The sequence below is a fragment of the Nocardia wallacei genome (assembly GCF_029868745.1).
GTDB lineage: Bacteria > Actinomycetota > Actinomycetes > Mycobacteriales > Mycobacteriaceae > Nocardia > Nocardia wallacei_B.
This window is the reverse complement of sequence record NZ_JARWOP010000377.1, coordinates 22,299-41,240: the sequence shown is the minus strand read 5'-3', so window position 1 is coordinate 41,240 and position 18,942 is coordinate 22,299. Positions and strand designations below refer to the sequence as shown.

The window sequence follows — 18,942 nt, the reverse complement described above, 5'->3', positions numbered from 1 at the left end:
GTCTGCACGAGCCCGTCTATGGTCTTTCCGGCGGGGTATGAGGAGCGGGGACTTCAGCGGTGGACGAACAGCGACGTTCGGAATGGGTCGCCCAGTGGCACGACGCCCTGGGCATCCTAGGCGCGGCCGTGCGGCGGCCGCGGTTACCGATGATGTTGGGCCGCTTGGTCGACGAGTTCACCGCGGCGGTGGATGCCGAGCCGTTCGACGGTGCCGCCGGTGCCGGTATCGGACACGCGCTGGCTCGGGCGCTGCCGTGGGATCCCGCGGTGCCGGTGTTGTCGGCACCGCTGCTGGCACAGATCGCTGTCGCGACCGGTCGCCGGGATGCGGCGGTGCGGGCCGCGGGCGTTCTCGCCGCGCTGGCACGCGGATACGAGCAGGCCCGAGCGGCAGCGCTGCCGGAACACGCCGGTGCCGTGGAGGCGGACCGGGCTGCCGCCGACCGGTTCCGGGTCGTATTCGACAACACCGCGGTCGCGATCGGTATCGCCGACACTCGCGGTGTTCTGATCGACGCGAACCAGTGTCTGGCGGCGATGCTCGGCGCGCCGGTCGAGACGCTGCGGGGGATGCCGGTGCATCATTTCGCGCATCCGGACGATCTCGAGGACATCCACGCGCGGGTGTTCGGTGAACTCGTCGCGGCGCGCAAAGGATCGGTGCGGATCGAGGGCCGGGGTCTCGCGCCCGCCGGGGACACCCGATGGGCCGCGTTCACCATCACCTACGTGCCCGGCGGCGACGGGCAGGACGACTATCTGCTGGCTGTCGGCGAGGATGTCACCGAACGCCGCCTGCTGCAGGACGAACTGCGCTGGCAGGCCCTGCACGACCCGCTCACCGGTTTGCCCAACCGGCGGCATCTGCTCGACCTCCTGCACGCAGCCGCAGGTGCGGCGACCGATAACGCTTGTGCGGGAATGTGTTTCGCCGATCTCGACGACTTCAAACAGGTCAACGACACCTACGGTCACCGTGCCGGCGACGAGGTATTGCGTGCGGTCGCCGCCCGGCTGCGCCGGCATCTGCGCCACCACGGCTGCACCCTCGCCCGGTTCGGTGGCGACGAGTTCGTGGTGTTCCTGCCGCCACCGGTCGACGAGTCGCGGCTCGCGGCCATCGCCGCCACCCTGCGGTCCGCGCTGACCGTTCCGGTCGTCATCGACGAACTCCGGATCGCTTTGTCGCTCAGTGTCGGTGCCGTCCTCGCGCCGGTGGCGCACACCGCGGCCGACGCGCTCCTCGACGCGGCGGACCGACGGCTCTACCTCGCCAAGACCCGGCGTCGGCACCGTCTCCAACACGCACCGACCTGACCCTCCGCTGTGTCGCGGCGACGACGTCTGGCCATGCCGAGGGGATGCAGTCGTCGGCCGCGCGACGACCCCCTCCACCGCTCTTTCCACGATTGCGGTGGGTGGCTGGGCGCGGTATATATGTGGACATAAGTTAATGATCATTCTCATGACATCCGGGTTCGGACAAGGGGGTTCGTGACGGGTCGCCATCGCACGCGAACGCGAGGAGACATCAGTATCATGTCCATGAAACCCTCATGGCCGTCGGCTGCTCCCGGAGTGATCGTCGGTGAACGCCGGGTCGGCCGGCGCTCGTTTCTGCAGGCGGCGGGCGGCGCGGTGAGTGCGGCCGGGTTGGATGTGATGCTCGGCGCGCCGTCCGCGGCTGCCCGGCCGGGTGGCGGGCGGAATACCGTCGCTGTGTTCGGCGGCGGGGTGGCTGGTCTAACGGTCGCACACGAGCTTGCCGAGCGGGGCTTCTCCGTCACGGTGTACGAGCGAAAGGCGCTGGGAGGTAAGGCGATAAGCACGGCGGTGCCCGGCACGGGGCAGTCCGGTCGCCGTGACCTTCCCGGTGAGCACGGCCACCGTGGCTACTTCGGGTTCTATCGACACCTGCCGGATACCTTGCGCCGCATACCATTTCCGGGTAATCCGCGTGGTGTGTACGACAACCTCACGGTGGTCGATTACGTGATGCTGGCCCGGGACGGTGGTCGTTTCGGCCTCGGGGTGCCCGCCGGGATCTCCAATACGTTTGCCGACCTCGACGGGTTTCGGCAGGCTGTCCTCGGATCGCTGCAGGTTCTCATCGACATCCCGCCGCACGAGCAGGCATACCTCGCCGAGCGCATGCTGATGTATTTCACCAGTTGCGACGAACGCCGCTTCGGACAATGGGAGTTCCTCACGTGGTGGGACTACCTGCGTGCCGAGACCAAATCGCTTGACTATCAGCGGCTTTTCGCGGCACAGTCGCAGATCATCGAAGCACTGAAGGCCGAGGTCGGCAGCGCGCGCACCGTCGGCTCGGGCCTCGAGGCGCTGTTCTATTCCGAGCTCGACTATCCCGGTAGCGATGGTCAGCTGAACCGAATCATGAACGCGCCCACCAACGACGCGTGGATAGACCCGTGGGAGCGGTACCTGCGAAGCCAAGGTGTCGAGTTCCGGTTGCCCGCGGCGATCACCGGGCTCGCGGTTGAGGGTAACCGGATCGCCGCTGCCCGCATCAGTGGTCCGCGCGGACCGGAGACGATCAGTGCGGACTGGTTCGTTCTCGCCGTGCCGCTCGAGCGCGCTCAGCCGATTGTTTCCACGCCGGACCTGCTGGCCGCGGACCCCGCGCTCGGGAAACTGGCGCAGTTGCAGACGACCTGGTCGGCGGGCATACAGTTCTATCTCGATAGGGAACTCCCCGGTACCGCTGGGCACATCGCCTACATCGACTCGCCCTGGAAGCTGGTATCGATCTCCCAATCACAGTTCTGGCGCGAGGATTTTGCCTCGAACTGGGGGAGTGGCGCCGAGCGGGAGTCCTTCTCCGTGGTGATCTCGGACTGGACCGACACGCCCGGCATGCTGTATGGCAAACCCGCCAAAGACTGCACGCCCCAGCAGATCGCCGAGGAAACGTGGGCGCAGATGAAGACGCACCTCAACGGCGGCGGCGCCCCGATCCTCACCGACGACCTGATCGAGTCGTACTCCCTCGCACATTCCATCGTCGACCCGGGCACCCCGCAGGCTCGCAACGACGAGCCCTTCTTCCTCAATACCGTTGGCTCATGGCACAACCGGCCGACGGCCCGGACCGCGATCCCGAACCTGTTCCTGGCGTCGGACTACGTGCAGGCGCCGAGAAACATCGATTTCGCATCGATGGAGACGGCCAGTGAAGCCGCTCGCCATGCGGTGAACGCCCTGCTCGACGAAGCGGGATCGCGCGAGCATCGCGCGGCACTGTTCGACGGTTACCGGCCGCGGGAAGTGGAGGCATTCAAACGAGCCGACCTCGCCCGCTACCGAGCCGGCCGGCCTCACGTACTCGATCTGGAATAACGTGCTCGATGTCGGCGTGCCGATGATCAGCTACCGTTCCGTTGTGCCTCGAGCGCTGTCGCTACTCACTGAAAGGCGGGACGCTGGGCTCCTCCGGTGTGCGATCGCTGATCAGGCTCAGCAACTGCCAGTACCGTTCGACCCTCGACTCCGCAACGGTCTCGAGCCAGGCGAGCAGCGAAAGCGATTCCGATTCAGCAAGATTCGCAGGCACGATCCGATCGAGGATCACGCGCCCCTCCTCGGAGTCCGGCGCGATGCCCGCCTTGAGTGCCCGGCCCGCATGTTCGAGTACCAACGGCCGAATAGTGAGGCCGAATTCGATCCGGTTGTCGGACACGCCATGGAGCACCATTCGCCGCAGCACCCGTTCGAAGTCCTCGTCCGCGACGAGTTCGGCCAACTCCACCCAGGCATCGACCTGGTCAACCGTGGGGTCATCGGGCAGCGTCGATGGCATCTCGCGCATGAAGTCGGCGATGACGAGTGCGTCCTCGTCGTCTACCCCGGCGAACACCCTGCCGACGAAACCGTCGATGATCTGCCGGCGTTCCTGCACCGACAGTCGGGCCAACTTGTGCATCAGTGTCATCTCCTCGGTAGTACTGCCGCGTTTGGCGACGGTGCTCAATACGGCGCGACTGAGCCGCAAGGTCCGGATCTGCGCGTCCAACGCGCGGACATGTGTCTCGGCGACCTCGGCCAGCGTGGTCTGCCGGTCGAGGACGCTCCGTACGGTCGGTAGATCCAGCCCCAAACGACGAAGCGTGTGGACCAACTCGAGACGCTCGATCGCGTCGACGTCGTAGAGCCGATACCCACCCGGCGACCGTGCCGTCGGCGGAATAATCCCGGCGTCGGACCAGAACCGGATCGTGCGGGCCGACAACCCGGTACGTCGTGCCAGCTGTCCGATCGTGTACCGCTCGGTGTCGTCGTGCATGGCACCAACCTGCACCTTCCACCCACTGCAAGGTCAAGTCGAAATCGGCATCGAATCATTGTGATTCGTTCTCTCCCCGTAACATTCGCGTCCGCCCCGCACTCGATCGGGGGGATGGCAGGCTTCCGATTCCCGATCCGATTTCGATTGCCTGGCAGGATTGCGAATGGCGAGTTACCAATTCGGAACTCTGACGAAACTCCGCCAGCGCGGCATCCCTATCTGTGACACCCACGGACGACCGCGCCTATGAACCGCGCGGAATTGACGTGCGGCAACGCAGCAGAAGGGCTTCGATACATCGCCACCGACGCACGCATGGCGACAGGTTCCGGGAAACCTCACCCCGATTTCACAGGTGTTCTGACCGAACGGATGGGCCTCGACTACTGGACGTGCCCTCCACCACCCAAGTGTTCAGTCCGGCCTCCGCACCCGCCCTGGTGGGGTGGGGTCAACCACGCTTGAATTCCCCCTTCCCCTAACGTGCCGGGGTGCCGGCCGGGTGATTTCCGGCCGCAGGGCCGGGACTTCCGGAGCCAGGCGCCGGGACCTTCGCCCTTTACCACGCGGTAAGGCGGACGGCCGTGACTGTTCGGCCGCTACTCTGGGGGAACTGTTGAGGTGCAGGGGAACTCGCAGCAATTGCCGATCTTTCGAACTTTCGAGGGGGTGCGCTGATGCGCTGTCCGAGATGCCATTACGAAAATCCCGACGGTTACGCCTATTGCGGCGGCTGCGGGCGCAAACCTTCCGATATCACTGCGGCGCGGCCGGAGCCCGAGACGGCTGAAAGGAATGTGGAGGCGACGAGATACCTTTGTGCGGCAATGCATTTCGATAGTGCGCTGGCGCGGATCGTGGTCGAGAACGTGTTGGAGGAGCCCCGCCGCGCCGTGGCGCAGTCACCGGCGGTCGATCTGGACGCGGTGTGCCGCCACGCGGTGGCGGCGCGGCGGCGCCACACCGTGCGCGACATCGCGCTCGCGGGGCTGCTGATCGGGTTCATCGTCTATACGGCCGTGGGCCCCGGGCTGTCACTGGGTTTGGGCGTGGTGTTCGAGCTCTTCGACGCGGTCTTGGGCGGAGTGGTGTATCTGGCGGTATTGGGCTGGGGCATCGTGTTCGCCGAAGGCTATCTGGCGCGGTGGGGTGCTACGGCAAGCAGCTTGCGGCACAAGGCATTCGGATCCGCCGGCACCCCGCCTGTGCGTGGCGCTCTGGCCCGCGGCCAGATGCCGCACGTATCGCGCAATGCCGACGGCAACATCACGATCTATCAGGGCTACAACCCGTTCCTGGGCCACGGCTGGAGTGTGCGCGGCTGGTCGTTCGCCATCGACATCACCAAGCCCGGCCGTGCCGACGACCCGGTGGACACGTTCACCGTCACCGACCTGTACCAGCGACTGAACAAGTCGATCACCGACCTGGATGTCCCCGGGATCCGGGTCTACGACCGGCTGTTCGTCAACGGCGCCGACGCCCACCACGACGACCGGTTCGTGCCCGACCCCGAGGACTGCCCGGTGGATTCGATCGACGAAGCCACCATGACAGCACTTATGGCGCATCCCGAAGACCACGCGCGCCCGTATCTGGCGACCGAAATCATCGGCTGGAACGGCGAATTCGTGTGGTCGGCGTTCATCCGCCTGGTGATCTCCGATACCTCGCTGTTCGTCGAGGTCAACTACTGTGTCCTGCCACCGCTGCGCGAGATCTACCACGAAATCGACGATCTGCTGCTGCGGCCGGCGCTGAAGCCGGTGCTGCGGCTGATGTGGGGCAGTCTGCGCGCACTGCCGCGGCTGGCTCTGCGATGCATCCCGAACTCTCTGCACTATGTGTTGGGGCCGTGGCGTTTCCGGCGCAAGCTGCGCCGCCAGCTCGACGAGATCGAGCAATCGTTCACCTTCGACCACGGGGCTGTCATCAGCATCCGGGAAGCCGCCAGCGACCTGCGCCGCCACAAAGGGCAGCTTTCCTTGGGATACCAGCGGCACTTCCAACTCCTCGACGAACAGATGTACACGAAGACGGTGGAGAAGCGAGTCATCGACACCCTCGGCGACTACCTCGCCGAACACAACATCGATACCGCGGAGCTGCGCCGTCGGGCCGAACAGATCGTGAATTCGAACGTCTCCATCGGCGGTGATGTGAACCTCGTGAACTCGGCTATCGGCGGCCAATCGGCGGTCGTGAGCATGGCGGCCACTCACAGCGGCCGCAAACCCACGGAGTCCTAGGAGGATTCGATGAACACCAACGACGGAGTCCACATCGGCGGCGACGTAACCGCAACCGGCTCGGTGATCGCGGGCCGCGACGGATCGGTAATCGCGCACAACACGGTCTCCCACACCGCGGCACCGGCCACACTCGATGAACTACGCGCCGGGCTCACCGAATTGCTGGCTCAGGTCCGCGCATCGGAGAACCTCGAGGACCGCGAGAAGATCGTGACCACCATCGAGCATGCGGCCGAAGAAGCGGGGAAACCACGGCCCGAACGGCGTCTGCTGGCTGCATTTCTCGACGTGATCGGGGACGCGGTCGCCGGACTCGGCGCCGCCTCCGAACTCGCCGGCGCCCTGCGCACAGCGGTCGACACCGTGTTCGGCAGCTGACAGCACGGCGAGCGGACGGGGAGCGCCGATGCCGACCTGCTGGCACTGCGGACACGAACTCACCGGCTCACGGCAGCGCCACTGCACCGCCTGCGGTTCACCGCTGTGCTGGCACTGCGGCCACGCCGTCGACGACCTCGATCGCCGATACTGCACCGACTGTGGTTCGCTCCTGCCACGCACCGCACCACCGGACCAGACGCCGCGGCGGCGCCGGACCGCACGGCTACCCATCGCGGCCCTGGTACCGGCAATACTCGTCCTCCTCGTCTTGGCCGTGGTCACCGGAGCGATCCTCGCGCGACATAAGTCCGACTCGCAGCCCACGGCAGACGTCGATCGCCCGGCGAGCACGACGACCTGGCGCTACCCCTCCAGCATCCGACCGCAGCCGGTGACCACCACACTCACGTCCACCACTCCCGCCCTGTCGGGTCCCGCCGCGGTGGTGTGGAACTACTTCGACGCAGCGAACCGCCACGACTACCTGGCCGCATGGAATCTCGGCGGCCACAACCTCGACACCAGTTACGAGCACTTCGCCGCCGGATTCGCCACCACCGCCCGCGACAAGATCACCATCGGCACTGTCACCGGCAACCAGGTCGACGTGATTCTCGAAGCCACCCAGACCGACGGCAGCCACCGCGGCTACACCGGCTATTACCTCGTCGACAACGGCGAAATAGTGGGTGCCCGCATGAGTGAACAGTAGGGACGCGGCACCCGGGTTCGAGTTCAGTTGGTGTCGTAGAGCTTTCGGTGTGGTGGGTTGGCCCGAATGTGTCGGTGCCACAGCGCATCCTGGTCCGACACGCCCTCAGGCAAGGTAGCGCGCGCGGGTTACGGCTAAGGAACGGCGATTTCGATGTCAGCGACGGGAAGGTGCGGGCGGTCTGTCGTGAGAGACAGGACTATCCTGCCCGGACCGGTCGGCAAATCGAGTTCCTGCGACCCCGTCTGGAATGTCGCATTGCCTCGCACCACACTTGTAAAAGACCCGGCCTCGCCGCTGTCCAGGTTGCGCCAACCCACCGTGACGCCGACCGTGCACGGCTGACCGAATGTGGGTGTCCAGAGGACGAATTCGGTCTCTGTCGCGGTCGCATGGGTGTGGTGGTTGAGCTGTTCCCGTGACGCCGGAAGGCCAGACATCCCCTCCCTCCGGCAATCGTGATTGCTCAGGTACCTGCTCACGCATCGGTATTGCGTACATGATCCGGCGAATGTCGGTTTCCCGACTGCGATTTCGACACCCACCGCCGCTTGGGTTGTCCGGCTGCCTGGGTCATTGTTCTGCGTCGCGGACCAAGAGCGCGATCTGTACCCGATTGTCGACGCCCAGCTTGGTGAACAGATTGCCGGTGTGCGCCTTGACGGTGGCGACGGTGACCTGTAACCGCGCGGCGATCTCCGGGTTGGCCAGTCCGTCCGCGATGGCCCGCGCGGTGTCGAGTTCGCGTTCGGACAGGGCGGCCAGCCGTTTCCGCGCGGCGTGGCGGGAGGCGCTGCGGGCTTCGGCGGAACCCGGTCCGGTGGCCGCGGCGATCACCCGCGCCGTGACCGTGGGGGACAGCACGGGGTTGCCGGCCGCGACGGTGCGCACGGCGTCGGCGATCCGGGCGGGCGGGGTGTCCTTGAGGACGAAGCCGAGTGCCCCGGCGCGCAGGGCGCCGAGTACCAGCTCGTCGGAGTCGAAGGTGGTCAGCATGAGGACCGCCGGCGCGGCCGGTGCGGCGCGGAGATACCGGGTGGTGTCGACACCGTCGCGGCCGGGCATCCGCACATCCATCAGCACGACGTCCGGGCGCTGTTCTTCCACCACCGTGATCGCGGTGTCCCCGTCGGCGGCCTCCGCGACGACGGTCAGATCCGGCTCGCCGTCGATGACAAGTCGCAGCGCCATCCGCACCAGCTGGTCGTCGTCGACGATGACGACGCGCACCGGCTCCTGTTCACTGTGCACTCATGCTCTTTTCTCGTAATCGCGCTCCGCCCAAGGGAGTTGCGCGGTGAGAACGTACCCGTTGTCGGATGTGCGATGGTGGTCGAGGGTTCCGCCGGCGAGGGTGATTCGTTCGGCGAGGCCGAGGAGACCGAAGCCCGAGGCCGGTGGCCGGGCAACGGCGGTGGCGGCCGCCGAATTGCGGACGCTGACGTGCAACTCGCCGCCGGGCGTCCCGTCGACGGTGATGTGGACCCTTGCGGCCGGGGCATGTTTCGCGGCGTTGGTCAGCCCTTCCTGAACTACCCGATAGCCGGTCCGTCCTATGGTCTCGGGTGGGGTCGCGGTCACCGTGGTGGCGAGCGTGACGTCCAGGCCCGACGACCGGGCGTCGGCCACCAGCTCGGGGATCCGGTCCAGGGTGGGTTGCGGTGGTTCGGTGCGGTCGGGGTCGGCGCGGAGGACGCCGAGGACGTCGCGGAGTTCTTCCAGCGCTTGGCGGGAGCCCTCGGCGATACCGCGGACCAGCGTGCGCTGCTCCTCGGCGGAGAGGTCGTCACGGTGGTCCAGGACACCGGCTTGCATGGCGACCAGCGAGATCCGGTGCGCGAGCACATCGTGCATCTCGCGGGCGATCCGGTTGCGTTCCATTGCCCGTGCCTGTGCCGCCCGGGCGGCCTGTTCGCGTTCCGCGCTGTCGGCGCGGTCCCGCAGCGACCGCACTTCGGCGCGGCGGGCGTCGATGGCCACACCGGTTGCCACCGCGATCCCCGCGCTCAATACCGGCAGCGCGAGTTGCAACCAGACCGGTGCGGGCAGCGTGCCTTTCGGGTAGAAGTCTTCGGTGAACTGCGCCGCGGTCACATACGCCACGACGACCACCCCGATCTCGACGGGACGGCGGCGAGTGGCCAGCGAACACAGTGCCAGCAGTGCGGCACCGGTGGCTAGCGCCGACGCGGCCGAAGCGACCGCGACCACCAGGGCGACGGTGAACGGAAACCGCCGCCGCCACAACAACACCGTCAGGCAGCCGAGTGCGATCAGCGGATCACCGATGACGAACCAGGAACACGTGTCGGCCGCGCAGCCCGCCGGCAGCGCCGCGGCGACGGAGATCCACAGGGGTATGCCGATTGTCGTGGCCGCCGCCAGCCGCCAGGCCTGCTGCCATGCCCCGAGTCGTGCGGCGCCGTCGGTGTTCACCCGGCCATTATCGCGACACCGAGCGGCCGGAAGCAGCAGCCCAGCGGCTGAGGTGTGCTCGACCCGGGTCGAATCGCCGCCTCGACTTTCGTCGAACACGATTGCCGCCGTCGGAGCGATGTGCGGGTGAAGCGGGCCCGACAGACTCGTTCGTGTACCAGCCGGCCACGAGCCCCCAGCGGACGGTGTGCTCGTGGTCGGCGCCAGTTCGTCGGGGAGTAGCAGCGTATGAATCGACAGCGGATCCGGAATCTGAGCCTGCCGGCCGTGCTCTGTCTTACCGGAGCTCTTATCTGGGCGCCCAACACGGCCGCGGAGCCGGCCGACGGTCCTGCGGTACAGGTGCGGTGGGGCGCGTGTCCGGAGGGGGTCGAAGATCCTGCGGCCGGGCCGGCCCAATTGCAGTGCGCCACAGTGCCGGTGCCCTTGGATTACCGCGAGCCCGAGGGCGCGCGGATCGAGATCATGATCTCCCGGCTGGCGAGTAAGACCCCGGACAAGCGTCGCGGAGTGCTGTTGCTCAACCCCGGAGGCCCGGGTGGTGCGGGATTGGACCAGCCCAAGTTCCTGGCTGCTCAGGGGCTGCCGGCCGATGTGCTGGACAGCTATGACTTGATCGGTATCGATACCCGCGGTGTGGGGCATTCTGCGCCGGTGAGCTGCGGGTTCACCGATGATCAGGCGTACTTCGGCAATATCCCGCCCTATGCGGTGAACGATGCGGCGGTCGCCGAGCGGGCCACGGTCGCCCAGGGGGTCGCCGAGCAGTGCGCGGCCAACGACCACGAGGGCCGGTTGCGGTCCCTGTCCACGGCGAATATGGCCCGTGACCTCGACCGGATCCGGGCTGCGCTGGGTGAGGACAAGGTCAGCTACCTCGGGTACTCCTACGGCACCGCGCTGGGCGCCGCCTACGCGTCGATGTTCCCGCAGCAGGCCGACCGCATCGTGCTCGACAGCAATATCGGCGACACCTACCTCGACCACGACGGGATGCGCCTGTACGGCCTCGGAATGGAAGAGACATTCCCCGACTTCGCCGAATGGACCGCCGCCCGCCACGACACCTACGGTCTCGGCCGCACACCGGACGAGGTGCGCCGGACGTACCTCGCCCTCGCCGAGCGACTCGACGCGAACCCGGTGGACGGGTTGGACGGCAGCCTCTTCCGGTTCGGCGCCTTCTTCACGCTCTATCGCCCGGCGTTGTACGCGTCGACGGCCGAGAGCTGGAAATCGCTGCTCGAAACCGGACATCCCGGGCCCGCGGGCGGCCGCCCGCAGGGTACCGGCGCGCCTTCGCCGAACGATAACGGCTGGTCGGTCTTTCTGGCGGTGACCTGCAACGATGTCGAATGGCCCGAGGACCTCCAGACCTATCGCCGTGCCGTCGCCGAGGACCGGGAGCGGTACCCGCTCTACGGCGCGGCCGCCGCGAACGTCATGCCCTGCGCCTACTGGAAACTCGGGCCGTCCGAGCCGCCCGTGCGGATCGATAACACCGGCCCGGCCGACGTGCTGATCGTGCAGAACCAGCGCGACCCGGTCACACCGCTACGCGGCGGCGAACTGCTCGACGAGAAGTTCGGTCAGCGGTCCCGGTTGGTCACCGTCGACGGGAGCGGGCACGGGGTCTATGTTCTCGGCACCAACCCCTGCGCGTCTGGCGTGGTCACCGGCTACCTGGTGAATGGCACTATGCCAGAACACGATATGACCTGCCGGGCGGGCTAATCCGTCTCCGCGGTTGCCTTGCGGAGACGGATATACGTGAACGCTCCCAGCACCAGGGTCGCAACCGCCAATGACGGCAGCAGCCGACCCGGCGCTATCCCGATTGCGGCGAGGATTCCGTAGAGGGCGACGGCCAGCGCTGTCGGCAGTGCCGCGGCGACGGCGATTCGGCGCCGAGTTCGGTGATTCATGATGCTTGCCTTTCAGTGCCGATCGGTGGGTCAGGAAGAGTCAGGTGGGACTGTCGCGTGCGTGGTCGAGGAACTCGGCCAGTTCCGGCCACCGATCGGACGCCGCGGCGGGATCGCCGGACAAGGCGGCCGGATCTTCTCGCCAGGCATCGCGCACGCCGGCCGAGATATCGGCACGGCCGCCGGAAAAAATCGCGCTCAACTCGTCCATCCGCCGCACCAGCCGCTGAACCCGCTCGTCCCCGGGGCCGACTCCGGTGCGGCGCAACCGGTCGGCCCGGCGGTACAGCTCCGGCCATTCGATCTCGAGCAGGTAGTGTCCGGCCGGCCCCATGGCCGCTGCCCGGGCGCCGAGTTGGCGAACCTGCTCAGCGTCCAGATGCCGCCGCAATACGTGCTCGCCATCCGGACCTGCGCCACCGATCGCTCGCAGCGCGTCCAGCAATGTCGTGGGAGCCGGACCACCCGTGGTCGTCAGTTCGTCTCCGAGCCGAACCAGCCGCTGCCGCACGGCGTCGAGCGCGGCGAGAGATGCTTCGACACCACGCAAATGGTCTCGCACGACTCGCTCCGGGTCGACCCCGACATCCAGACAGGTGGCGATCGTCTGCAAACTCAGTCCCAAGCTGCGCAGCGCCAGCACTTGATACAGCCGAACGAGGTCCGCCTCGGTGTACTCACGGTGACCGCTCACCGTACGCCGAGAAGGTGTGAGCAGGCCGATCTCGTCCCAGTGGTGCAGAGTCCGCACCGTCACTCCGCTCGCCTCCGCAAGCGGACCCACCTTCCAACCCTCCGAGCCGGCCATTGCACCACCATGCACCCTCACGCCGCGTGAGGTGCAAATCCCTCCGTGCATGTCCTCGGACCGACGCTCGAGGCGCCCTGCGCCGGAACGGCTTTCGGTGCTGGCGCCGGTAGCCTTGCCCTGGGGTCTTCTACTCTTTCCCGCTCCGTGACCGGGACGGCGTGCGGCGCTCGACCGTGCCCGAGGCCGGGGCTCCCTCAGCCCTCGGCGTCGAGGTGGCGGAAGTGATCCGGCGCCCGCCGCCGCGCCCCCGGCGAGCCCGCTCCCGGCTCCCCGCACGACCACGGACAAGCCCGCGTTCGCCGCGAACGTCACCGCGTGCCGGACATCGTCCACATCGGCCGCCAGCACCAGCGCCTCCGGCGCCCCGGACGGGAGGTAGCCGGACCGGTCGGCGCGATAGGCCGCCGGAATGTCCGAGCCCAGCAGCACCGTCCCGGTGAAGGTTCCGAATGCGGTAGGGGACGGGGGCATGGGGACGCTCCTGGATCGTGGTCGGCCGCGAGTTTTCATCCTCGCGCACCGCACCCGCCGCCGACAGGGCGCGAGTGATCGGAATATCCGATGTGTCAGGTGAATTCGGGAATCGACGGTCAGTTCCCGAACTGTGCCGATCCGACGGCGCCGGGCGCGGACTATCGAGGACGGTAAGCGTCGTAACTCTCCATCCCGAGTCCCAGCCTGATGGCCTTCTCGATCGGTGAGTAGGCGCCGTCGGTGCGGTCGAGTTCCAGCGGCACGGCCGGTTCCAGTGTGGGCGTCGCCATGACGCCGGGGCGTGGTGCCTCGATGTGCCTGGGCGGCATGAATCAAGAACGGGTGGCACAAATAGATATCGCCCGCGCGACCGGTGGCCTCGGTGACCGGTAATTCGGCGGTGGCCTCCAGGATTCCGGTTTCGTCGATGCCCTCGTCGCCGTATGCGATCAGGCGGCTCGGTACCGCCAGATGGGATCCGACCCGCAATAAACCCGGTGATTTGTCCTTGGTCGAGCATCGCTATCCCGCCCTTCGCGTACTCGAGGCGGCCCCTGCATCGCGCTGAGCCGGGACCGCACCGCGTTGCCTGAATATCGAAGACGTACCCTCGTGAGGACGTACCCGCGCAACTCGATGCCATGCGGCATTCAGCGCTTCGGCCGCCGCGAGCTCCCCCACTGGGCGCCGGATACGACTGCCGCTCCGAGCGAGGTGGCGGTGGCGGTCAGCGCGGCGGGCGTGAAGCTGGTGGTGGAGTACGGTGCGGAGAAGCGCGCACCCGGGAGTACCAAGTCGCCGTCGTTGACTGCCCACTGTATCCACGAGCCGATCTGGCCGCCCATATCCCAGCTCCGAGAAGTCATTTCATACAATTGCGCCGCGCGACTGTCGAGGTGCGCCATCACCGCCAGCACGAGAATTGCCACCGCGAACCCCGATACGGTTGCGACCCGCGACAGTGCCGCGGAGCGGAGCCGGAGGTTGAGTGCTACCGCGGTCACCATCACCACGATGGCCGCGGTGACGAGCACAGCCCACATACCGCTGATGCTCGCGGTGAACGGTGACGGTTTCGACCATGCTCCCAGATAACTCGTGGTCGCCTCGACCCGGCCGAACGCATCGGCACGCGCCTTGCCATCCACACCGTCGACTGTGAGCCAGGGGCGAAACAGCAGCCCGAACGTGACGAGGTTCGCTACGGCCGCCACCAGATGGCCCCGAACCCGGTGCGGCACAATGGCCTTCGCGCGCACACCGAGATCGAACGTCACCGGCAGAATATGACGACTCACCATTCGGGCATCGTAGGTACGTCACCGGCGCCGGTTCCGGGTTCCATACGCGCCTTTGACGCCCGAGACGCCGAAAAACGCGATCCCCACACGGATTTCTTACGCCCGGTGACACCGCCGAGGTGGATCACTTCGTTCCCGGGGTCGCTTCCCTGGCGGCCGCCTGGTAGATGTCGGCATAGGTCGGCGAGTCTTTGATCAGGTCGTCACAGAGGGCCGCGACGTCATCGCCGATGAGTTCCATGACGCCTTTACCGTCCGCGACCCCTTCCTCGAAGAAATCGACAACGCCCGACAGCAGGCTGCCGTCGGCCAGCTCGACCGGGCCGACCTTGAAAAAGTACTTCTGCATCTCCTGATAGACGATCTGATAATCGGATGGGAGCGACTTGACCCGCGCCATGTGCGCTTGCCATTCCCGCTTGCCTTCGACGATGTCGCGAATACCCACTGCTATGCTCCTAGCCGGCTCAGTTTCCGTGCGACGTTCCTGTTCAACTGCTCACGCCATTTGTCGCGATAATTCTTGGCTCCTTCCTCGCCGGCGATCGCCGCGCAGAAGCCTTTGATGTCCTCGCCCAGCGCCTCCTGGACGCTCTGGCCATCCGACGCGGTGTGCTCGAGCAGCCCCAGCGTGCTGTCGAGGATCGGCATCAGGTTGCGGCCCGTGAAGTCCGTGTACGGGAAGAGGTGGGCCTTGATCTCGCCCCACGCCGCTCGATACTCGGCCGGGAGGGCTTCGGCGCGCGCCTCGAAGGCCTTGTATTCCCGGGTGAGATCGCTGCCGGTGATTGTCTCCCAGAAGTTCATTTCTTGCTTCCCTTGAGATCGTTGATACGCGACGAGACGTATTCCCATTTCGCCCAGAATCTCGCGAGTTCTTCGCGTCCCGCATTGTTGAGTGTGTAGAACTTGCGAGGCGGGCCGACCTCGGACGGCCGTTTGGAAACATCGACCAGCTTGTTCTTCTCCAGCCGCACCAGAATGGTGTATACCGTGCCCTCGATGACATCGGAGAACCCGAGTTCGTTGAGCCGTCGCGTAATCGCGTACCCATACGTCTCCTCGGCCCCGATGATCTCGAGAACGCACCCCTCGAGCGTCCCTTTCAGCATTTCCGTCAAGTTGTCCGTAGCAACCCCTTCCGCCGTACTACTCTGTGTTACCGACTACTACTAGACTGTAACACAGAGTAGTGCGGGGGGAAGGGTCGCCCGACCGACAGCGGGCTACCGGAATTCACCGGCCGAAGCCGGGGGTTGCGCGCGGTCGCACAGCAACTCGATGAGCAGTTGCGCGGTGGCGGTGTCGCCCTCGATACGTAGTCGCGTGGCGAGTTCGTCGGGACGGGGTGTGCGCCAGGCGAATTCGGCGAGCGTCGGCAGATCGGTGATGACCAGCAGATCGGGGCTGTCCATCTCGCCCGCCGCCACCCGGACGCGGCCGTTGTCGATGATCAATGCCGCGGCGGAATCCTCGAGCCGGAATTGCACGACCGAGCGCACGCCCGCGACGGCCGCCGGATCGATCAGGGCCGCCACGAATACCAGCGTCCACTCCGCGCGGTAATGCTCGGTCGCCTGGCGCGGCTCGTCGAACCGATGCCGCAGCCCCCACATCGCCAGTGGGACAAGGGCTTGCGCGAGTTCGCGGCCCGCGGCGGACAGCTCATAGACCTGGGAGGCGGCGGGCGGCGGGAGTTGCTCGCGCACGATCAGCCCCTCGCGTTCGAGCTGCTGGACGCGGGCGGCGAGCAAGTTGGTGCCGATACCCGCGAGGGCGGTCGCCAGATCGGAATAGCGCTTCGGCCCGCTCATCAACTCGCGCACGATCAGCAGCGTCCAGCGCTCACCGACGAGATCGAGGCTGCGCGACAGGCCGCAGTACTGGTTGTAGGAGCGCTTCGCCATCCGCTTCCTTCCATTCTAAAAACTATAGTGACTGCTATCAAATTATATAGTAACGTGGCGCCGAGAGGGACGACTGATCGGAGGGTGCGATGGCCACCACGGATGTGGAAGATGCTGTGCTGCACCAGCTCTCGGCAACAATCGAGCCGCAGGTGCGACACCGTTTCGTGCGGATCGACGGCCTGCGCATCCATTACGCCGAGGCGGGCGAGGGGGAGCCGCTGATCTTGCTGCACGGATGGCCCCAGCACTGGTGGGAATGGCGCCACCTGCTCGGGCCGCTGGCCAGCCGGTACCGCGTCATCTGCCCCGATATCCGCGGACTGGGCTGGTCGGAGGGCAATGGCCGGGGCTACACCTTCGAGCGGCTGGCGCGAGATCTGATCGAACTGATGGACCGGCTGCAACTGCCACGTGCCCGGATCGTCGGACGGGACTGGGGATTGGTGACCGGATACCGGGCCTGCCTCAACTGGCCCGACCGAATCGAGCGATTCGTGGCCATGGCCGGCGTGCACCCGTGGACCGCCGACGGTATCCGGCCGTCGGCGGTGTGGAGTCCCTGGCATGTGTATCTGCTTGCCGCGCAAGGCCGTTCGCGCAATCTCCAGGACTGGATCAGCCGACGAAGCCTGGATGCGTGGCGGTATCAGGGCAACTTCAGCGCCGCGGAGGTCGAGATCTACCAGCAGCGTATGCGCACTCCCGCGGCCTACGCCGCCACCGTGGCATTCAACCGCAATGTAGTCCTGCACGAAGTGCCGCATTTCCTGCGGCACTACCGTCTACTCCGGCTGCGAGTGCCGACGCTGCATCTCAACGGCGCCCAGGACCCGCTCTCGCGCGGAATCCCGTCCAGCTACCCGGACTACGCCGACGCCATGCGCCTCGAAACCATCCCGGACTGCGGCCATTTCGCCCCCGAAGAACAACCGGAATGGCTGAAGACCAGATTGCTGAGCTTCCTCGACGAGCGCGTCGGAGCCTGAGTCACTCGAGAGACGTGCGAGGCCGGGCGGCTACGGCCCAGGCCAGATGCCCAGGCTCTCGGTGCAGTGACGGCTGTGCCGCCGATGCGTCAGCGGTGGAGTCCGTAGGAGCGGGCGGTGACGCGTTCCATCAGGCCGCGGGGGAGTAGGCGGTGGAGCGCGAAGACGGCGGGTGCGTTGCTGCCGACGGCATAGAGCGGGCGGGGGCGTGGCGCCGAGACGGCGGTGAGGATTGTGCGTGCGACCCGGTCCGGCGCGATGCCCGCGGCTTGCTTGCGGTCGAGCGCGGTCATGAAGCGCTCGAATTCCGCGGTGTGTGGCGAGCCGTCGGCGAGGTATTTCGTGCGTCGTTCGCGGAGTCCGGAATCGACCTGTCCCGGTTCGACAGTGGTGAGCCAGACACCGTAGGGCGATTCCTCGAACCGGGCCGCGGTGGCGAATCCGCGCAGTGCGGCTTTGGTAGCGACGTAGGAGGAGCGGTAGGGCAGCGGGAAGCTGGCCAGCATCGAGCCGACCATCACCACTCGCCCGGCGCCGCGCTCGCGCATGCCGGGCAGCACCGCTCGGGTCAGTGCGATCGGGCCCAGCACGTTGAGCTGGAACAGCCGGTTCACCGCGTCGCCGGGCAGTTCGGCCAGCGGTCCGGCTTGGCTCTCGCCGGCATTGTTGACCAGGACGTCGACGGTGTCCAGCGTCGAGACGAACCGTTGGACGGAGTCGTCGTCGGTCAGGTCCAGTGCCCGGTAGTCGATGCCCGGCACGCGGTCTCCGTCCGGGATCGTGTCCGGATTGCGGCTGGTCCCGATCACCCGGAACCCGTGGTCGGCCAGGGCCGCGGCGGTGGCCCGCCCTATTCCCGACGAGGCGCCGGTGACGACGGCGATGCGTGTGGCGGGCATATCTCTCCTGACGATTCGCTGTTCGACCGAGGGCCGCGTACGGCGGCGGTCATCGCTGTCCTCCTCGATCACTGGGGAAATGTGCAGCAATGATGAGTTGTCTGTCAATGACATTCAGAGTTGGAATGACATTCAGAGTTGATCAATAGCCAACCTGCTCATTGATCCTCGACAGTGAAAACCTGCATCGTTGCTGGTGAAAGGAAGCGACTGACGAGTCTCCGGGTAGGCCGCTGTCGTCCAGGTGACTTACCACGACTCGGCAGGAACATCGATGACCGAAGAATTCAGTGCCGATGGCCAGGTTGTGCGCGAGCAGGGTGCGAGTGACCATAGCGGGATTCAGCCCCTCCAGGAAAGGGTTCGTCGTTTGGAGGAGTGGCTCAACGAATTCTACGTCATGTATGGATATGCGGCACATGGGTTCTTGGTGGGCACGATAGAACACATGAACAGGCGTGAGTTCGAGATGGGCAGGGTTGCTACCGATGTCGCCGCAACGACGCGTTGTGCTCGAACCGGCCGAGTCGAGGATACCGAGTGAATC

The 18,942-nt window shown here is 66.4% G+C and carries 21 protein-coding genes; 9 read left to right on the top strand and 12 right to left on the bottom strand.

Going from position 1 to position 18,942, the window contains the following annotated elements; translation table 11 throughout:
- The first annotated feature begins 59 nt into the window (after window positions 1-59).
- Both QH470_RS35500 and QH470_RS35495 read left to right on the top strand, forming a co-directional pair.
- Entirely contained in the window at window positions 60-1,319 is a 1,260-nt protein-coding gene (locus QH470_RS35500) for a diguanylate cyclase domain-containing protein (RefSeq protein ID WP_280276772.1), read from the top strand.
- Window positions 1,320-1,664: 345 nt separating this feature from the next.
- Window positions 1,665-3,362, top strand: a complete 1,698-nt coding sequence (locus QH470_RS35495) for a hydroxysqualene dehydroxylase (protein ID WP_280276802.1) — start codon at window positions 1,665-1,667, stop codon at window positions 3,360-3,362.
- A 61-nt stretch (window positions 3,363-3,423) separates the two neighbouring features.
- Here QH470_RS35495 and QH470_RS35490 read toward each other — a convergent pair whose 3' ends face one another.
- Complete coding sequence (locus QH470_RS35490; protein WP_280276771.1) at window positions 3,424-4,305, bottom strand: helix-turn-helix domain-containing protein; 882 nt, start codon at window positions 4,303-4,305, stop codon at window positions 3,424-3,426.
- A gap of 830 nt (window positions 4,306-5,135) precedes the next feature.
- On the opposite strand from QH470_RS35490, the gene QH470_RS35485 reads away from it, so the two are divergent.
- The 4 genes from QH470_RS35485 to QH470_RS35470 all read left to right on the top strand — a co-directional run bounded on the left by QH470_RS35485 (window position 5,136) and on the right by QH470_RS35470 (window position 7,998).
- Window positions 5,136-6,557 carry a hypothetical protein gene (locus QH470_RS35485; RefSeq protein ID WP_280276770.1) on the top strand — a complete coding sequence of 474 codons (1,422 nt, stop codon included), beginning with the start codon at window positions 5,136-5,138 and terminating at the stop codon, window positions 6,555-6,557.
- 9 nt (window positions 6,558-6,566) lie between these two features.
- Window positions 6,567-6,938, top strand: coding sequence for a hypothetical protein (locus QH470_RS35480; protein ID WP_280276769.1), 372 nt, complete (start codon window positions 6,567-6,569; stop codon window positions 6,936-6,938).
- Window positions 6,939-6,966: 28 nt separating this feature from the next.
- Window positions 6,967-7,653, top strand: coding sequence for a zinc ribbon domain-containing protein (locus QH470_RS35475; RefSeq protein WP_280276768.1), 687 nt, complete (start codon window positions 6,967-6,969; stop codon window positions 7,651-7,653).
- A 186-nt stretch (window positions 7,654-7,839) separates the two neighbouring features.
- On the top strand, window positions 7,840-7,998 hold the full coding sequence (locus QH470_RS35470; RefSeq protein WP_280276767.1) for a hypothetical protein: 159 nt from the start codon (window positions 7,840-7,842) through the stop codon (window positions 7,996-7,998).
- Between the two features lie 228 nt (window positions 7,999-8,226).
- Here the strand turns inward: QH470_RS35470 and QH470_RS35465 are convergent, their stop codons facing one another.
- The gene (locus QH470_RS35465) at window positions 8,227-8,904 is read right to left on the bottom strand and encodes a response regulator transcription factor (protein WP_280276766.1); all 678 of its coding nucleotides are present in this window, start codon (window positions 8,902-8,904) and stop codon (window positions 8,227-8,229) included.
- Window positions 8,905-10,089, bottom strand: a complete 1,185-nt coding sequence (locus tag QH470_RS35460) for a sensor histidine kinase (protein ID WP_280276765.1) — start codon at window positions 10,087-10,089, stop codon at window positions 8,905-8,907.
- A gap of 414 nt (window positions 10,090-10,503) precedes the next feature.
- Here QH470_RS35460 and QH470_RS35455 point away from each other — a divergent pair, with 414 nt between their 5' ends.
- Complete coding sequence (locus QH470_RS35455; RefSeq protein ID WP_280276764.1) at window positions 10,504-11,823, top strand: alpha/beta hydrolase; 1,320 nt, start codon at window positions 10,504-10,506, stop codon at window positions 11,821-11,823.
- Here the strand turns inward: QH470_RS35455 and QH470_RS35450 are convergent.
- The 8 genes from QH470_RS35450 to QH470_RS35415 form a co-directional block, all read right to left on the bottom strand.
- Window positions 11,820-12,014, bottom strand: a complete 195-nt coding sequence (locus QH470_RS35450; protein ID WP_280276763.1) for a hypothetical protein — start codon at window positions 12,012-12,014, stop codon at window positions 11,820-11,822. The genes QH470_RS35455 and QH470_RS35450 overlap by 4 nt on opposite strands.
- A 40-nt stretch (window positions 12,015-12,054) precedes the next feature.
- A complete protein-coding gene (locus QH470_RS35445; protein WP_425302834.1) occupies window positions 12,055-12,771 on the bottom strand; it encodes a MerR family transcriptional regulator in 717 nt (238 codons plus the stop codon).
- 686 nt (window positions 12,772-13,457) lie between these two features.
- Window positions 13,458-13,589 (bottom strand): hypothetical protein, encoded by a 132-nt coding sequence (locus tag QH470_RS35440; protein ID WP_280276761.1) that lies wholly within the window; start codon window positions 13,587-13,589, stop codon window positions 13,458-13,460.
- Between the two features lie 360 nt (window positions 13,590-13,949).
- Window positions 13,950-14,600 carry a hypothetical protein gene (locus QH470_RS35435; protein ID WP_280276760.1) on the bottom strand — a complete coding sequence of 217 codons (651 nt, stop codon included), beginning with the start codon at window positions 14,598-14,600 and terminating at the stop codon, window positions 13,950-13,952.
- A gap of 124 nt (window positions 14,601-14,724) precedes the next feature.
- A complete protein-coding gene (locus QH470_RS35430; protein WP_280276759.1) occupies window positions 14,725-15,048 on the bottom strand; it encodes a DUF1048 domain-containing protein in 324 nt (107 codons plus the stop codon).
- Window positions 15,049-15,050: 2 nt separating this feature from the next.
- Entirely contained in the window at window positions 15,051-15,407 is a 357-nt protein-coding gene (locus tag QH470_RS35425; protein WP_280276758.1) for a DUF1048 domain-containing protein, read from the bottom strand.
- A complete protein-coding gene (locus QH470_RS35420) occupies window positions 15,404-15,712 on the bottom strand; it encodes a PadR family transcriptional regulator (RefSeq protein ID WP_280276757.1) in 309 nt (102 codons plus the stop codon). Before QH470_RS35420 ends, QH470_RS35425 begins: the two co-directional genes overlap by 4 nt.
- A gap of 114 nt (window positions 15,713-15,826) precedes the next feature.
- Entirely contained in the window at window positions 15,827-16,507 is a 681-nt protein-coding gene (locus tag QH470_RS35415) for a winged helix-turn-helix transcriptional regulator (protein WP_280276756.1), read from the bottom strand.
- A gap of 89 nt (window positions 16,508-16,596) precedes the next feature.
- On the opposite strand from QH470_RS35415, the gene QH470_RS35410 reads away from it, so the two are divergent.
- The gene (locus QH470_RS35410) at window positions 16,597-17,496 is read left to right on the top strand and encodes an alpha/beta fold hydrolase (protein WP_280276755.1); all 900 of its coding nucleotides are present in this window, start codon (window positions 16,597-16,599) and stop codon (window positions 17,494-17,496) included.
- Window positions 17,497-17,585: 89 nt separating this feature from the next.
- On the opposite strand, the gene QH470_RS35405 is transcribed toward QH470_RS35410, so the two are convergent.
- On the bottom strand, window positions 17,586-18,395 hold the full coding sequence (locus tag QH470_RS35405; RefSeq protein WP_280276754.1) for an SDR family oxidoreductase: 810 nt from the start codon (window positions 18,393-18,395) through the stop codon (window positions 17,586-17,588).
- A 274-nt stretch (window positions 18,396-18,669) separates the two neighbouring features.
- Here QH470_RS35405 and QH470_RS35400 point away from each other — a divergent pair, with 274 nt between their 5' ends.
- Window positions 18,670-18,939 carry a hypothetical protein gene (locus tag QH470_RS35400; RefSeq protein WP_280276753.1) on the top strand — a complete coding sequence of 90 codons (270 nt, stop codon included), beginning with the start codon at window positions 18,670-18,672 and terminating at the stop codon, window positions 18,937-18,939.
- The last annotated feature ends 3 nt before the right edge of the window (window positions 18,940-18,942 follow it).

Excerpts from the sequence above, each read along its gene's own strand:
- QH470_RS35495 (WP_280276802.1), top strand. The coding sequence starts at position 1,665 with ATGCTCGGCGCGCCGTCCGCGGCTGCCCGGCCGGGTGGCGGGCGGAAT.
- QH470_RS35490 (WP_280276771.1), bottom strand. The coding sequence starts at position 4,305 with ATGCACGACGACACCGAGCGGTACACGATCGGACAGCTGGCACGACGT.
- QH470_RS35485 (WP_280276770.1), top strand. The coding sequence starts at position 5,136 with ATGCATTTCGATAGTGCGCTGGCGCGGATCGTGGTCGAGAACGTGTTG.
- QH470_RS35480 (WP_280276769.1), top strand. The coding sequence starts at position 6,567 with ATGAACACCAACGACGGAGTCCACATCGGCGGCGACGTAACCGCAACC.
- QH470_RS35475 (WP_280276768.1), top strand. The coding sequence starts at position 6,967 with ATGCCGACCTGCTGGCACTGCGGACACGAACTCACCGGCTCACGGCAG.
- QH470_RS35450 (WP_280276763.1), bottom strand. The coding sequence starts at position 12,014 with ATGAATCACCGAACTCGGCGCCGAATCGCCGTCGCCGCGGCACTGCCG.
- QH470_RS35440 (WP_280276761.1), bottom strand. The coding sequence starts at position 13,589 with ATGGCGACGCCCACACTGGAACCGGCCGTGCCGCTGGAACTCGACCGC.
- QH470_RS35435 (WP_280276760.1), bottom strand. The coding sequence starts at position 14,600 with ATGGTGAGTCGTCATATTCTGCCGGTGACGTTCGATCTCGGTGTGCGC.
- QH470_RS35425 (WP_280276758.1), bottom strand. The coding sequence starts at position 15,407 with ATGAACTTCTGGGAGACAATCACCGGCAGCGATCTCACCCGGGAATAC.
- QH470_RS35420 (WP_280276757.1), bottom strand. The coding sequence starts at position 15,712 with ATGCTGAAAGGGACGCTCGAGGGGTGCGTTCTCGAGATCATCGGGGCC.
- QH470_RS35415 (WP_280276756.1), bottom strand. The coding sequence starts at position 16,507 with ATGGCGAAGCGCTCCTACAACCAGTACTGCGGCCTGTCGCGCAGCCTC.
- QH470_RS35410 (WP_280276755.1), top strand. The coding sequence starts at position 16,597 with ATGGCCACCACGGATGTGGAAGATGCTGTGCTGCACCAGCTCTCGGCA.
- QH470_RS35405 (WP_280276754.1), bottom strand. The coding sequence starts at position 18,395 with ATGCCCGCCACACGCATCGCCGTCGTCACCGGCGCCTCGTCGGGAATA.
- QH470_RS35400 (WP_280276753.1), top strand. The coding sequence starts at position 18,670 with ATGACCGAAGAATTCAGTGCCGATGGCCAGGTTGTGCGCGAGCAGGGT.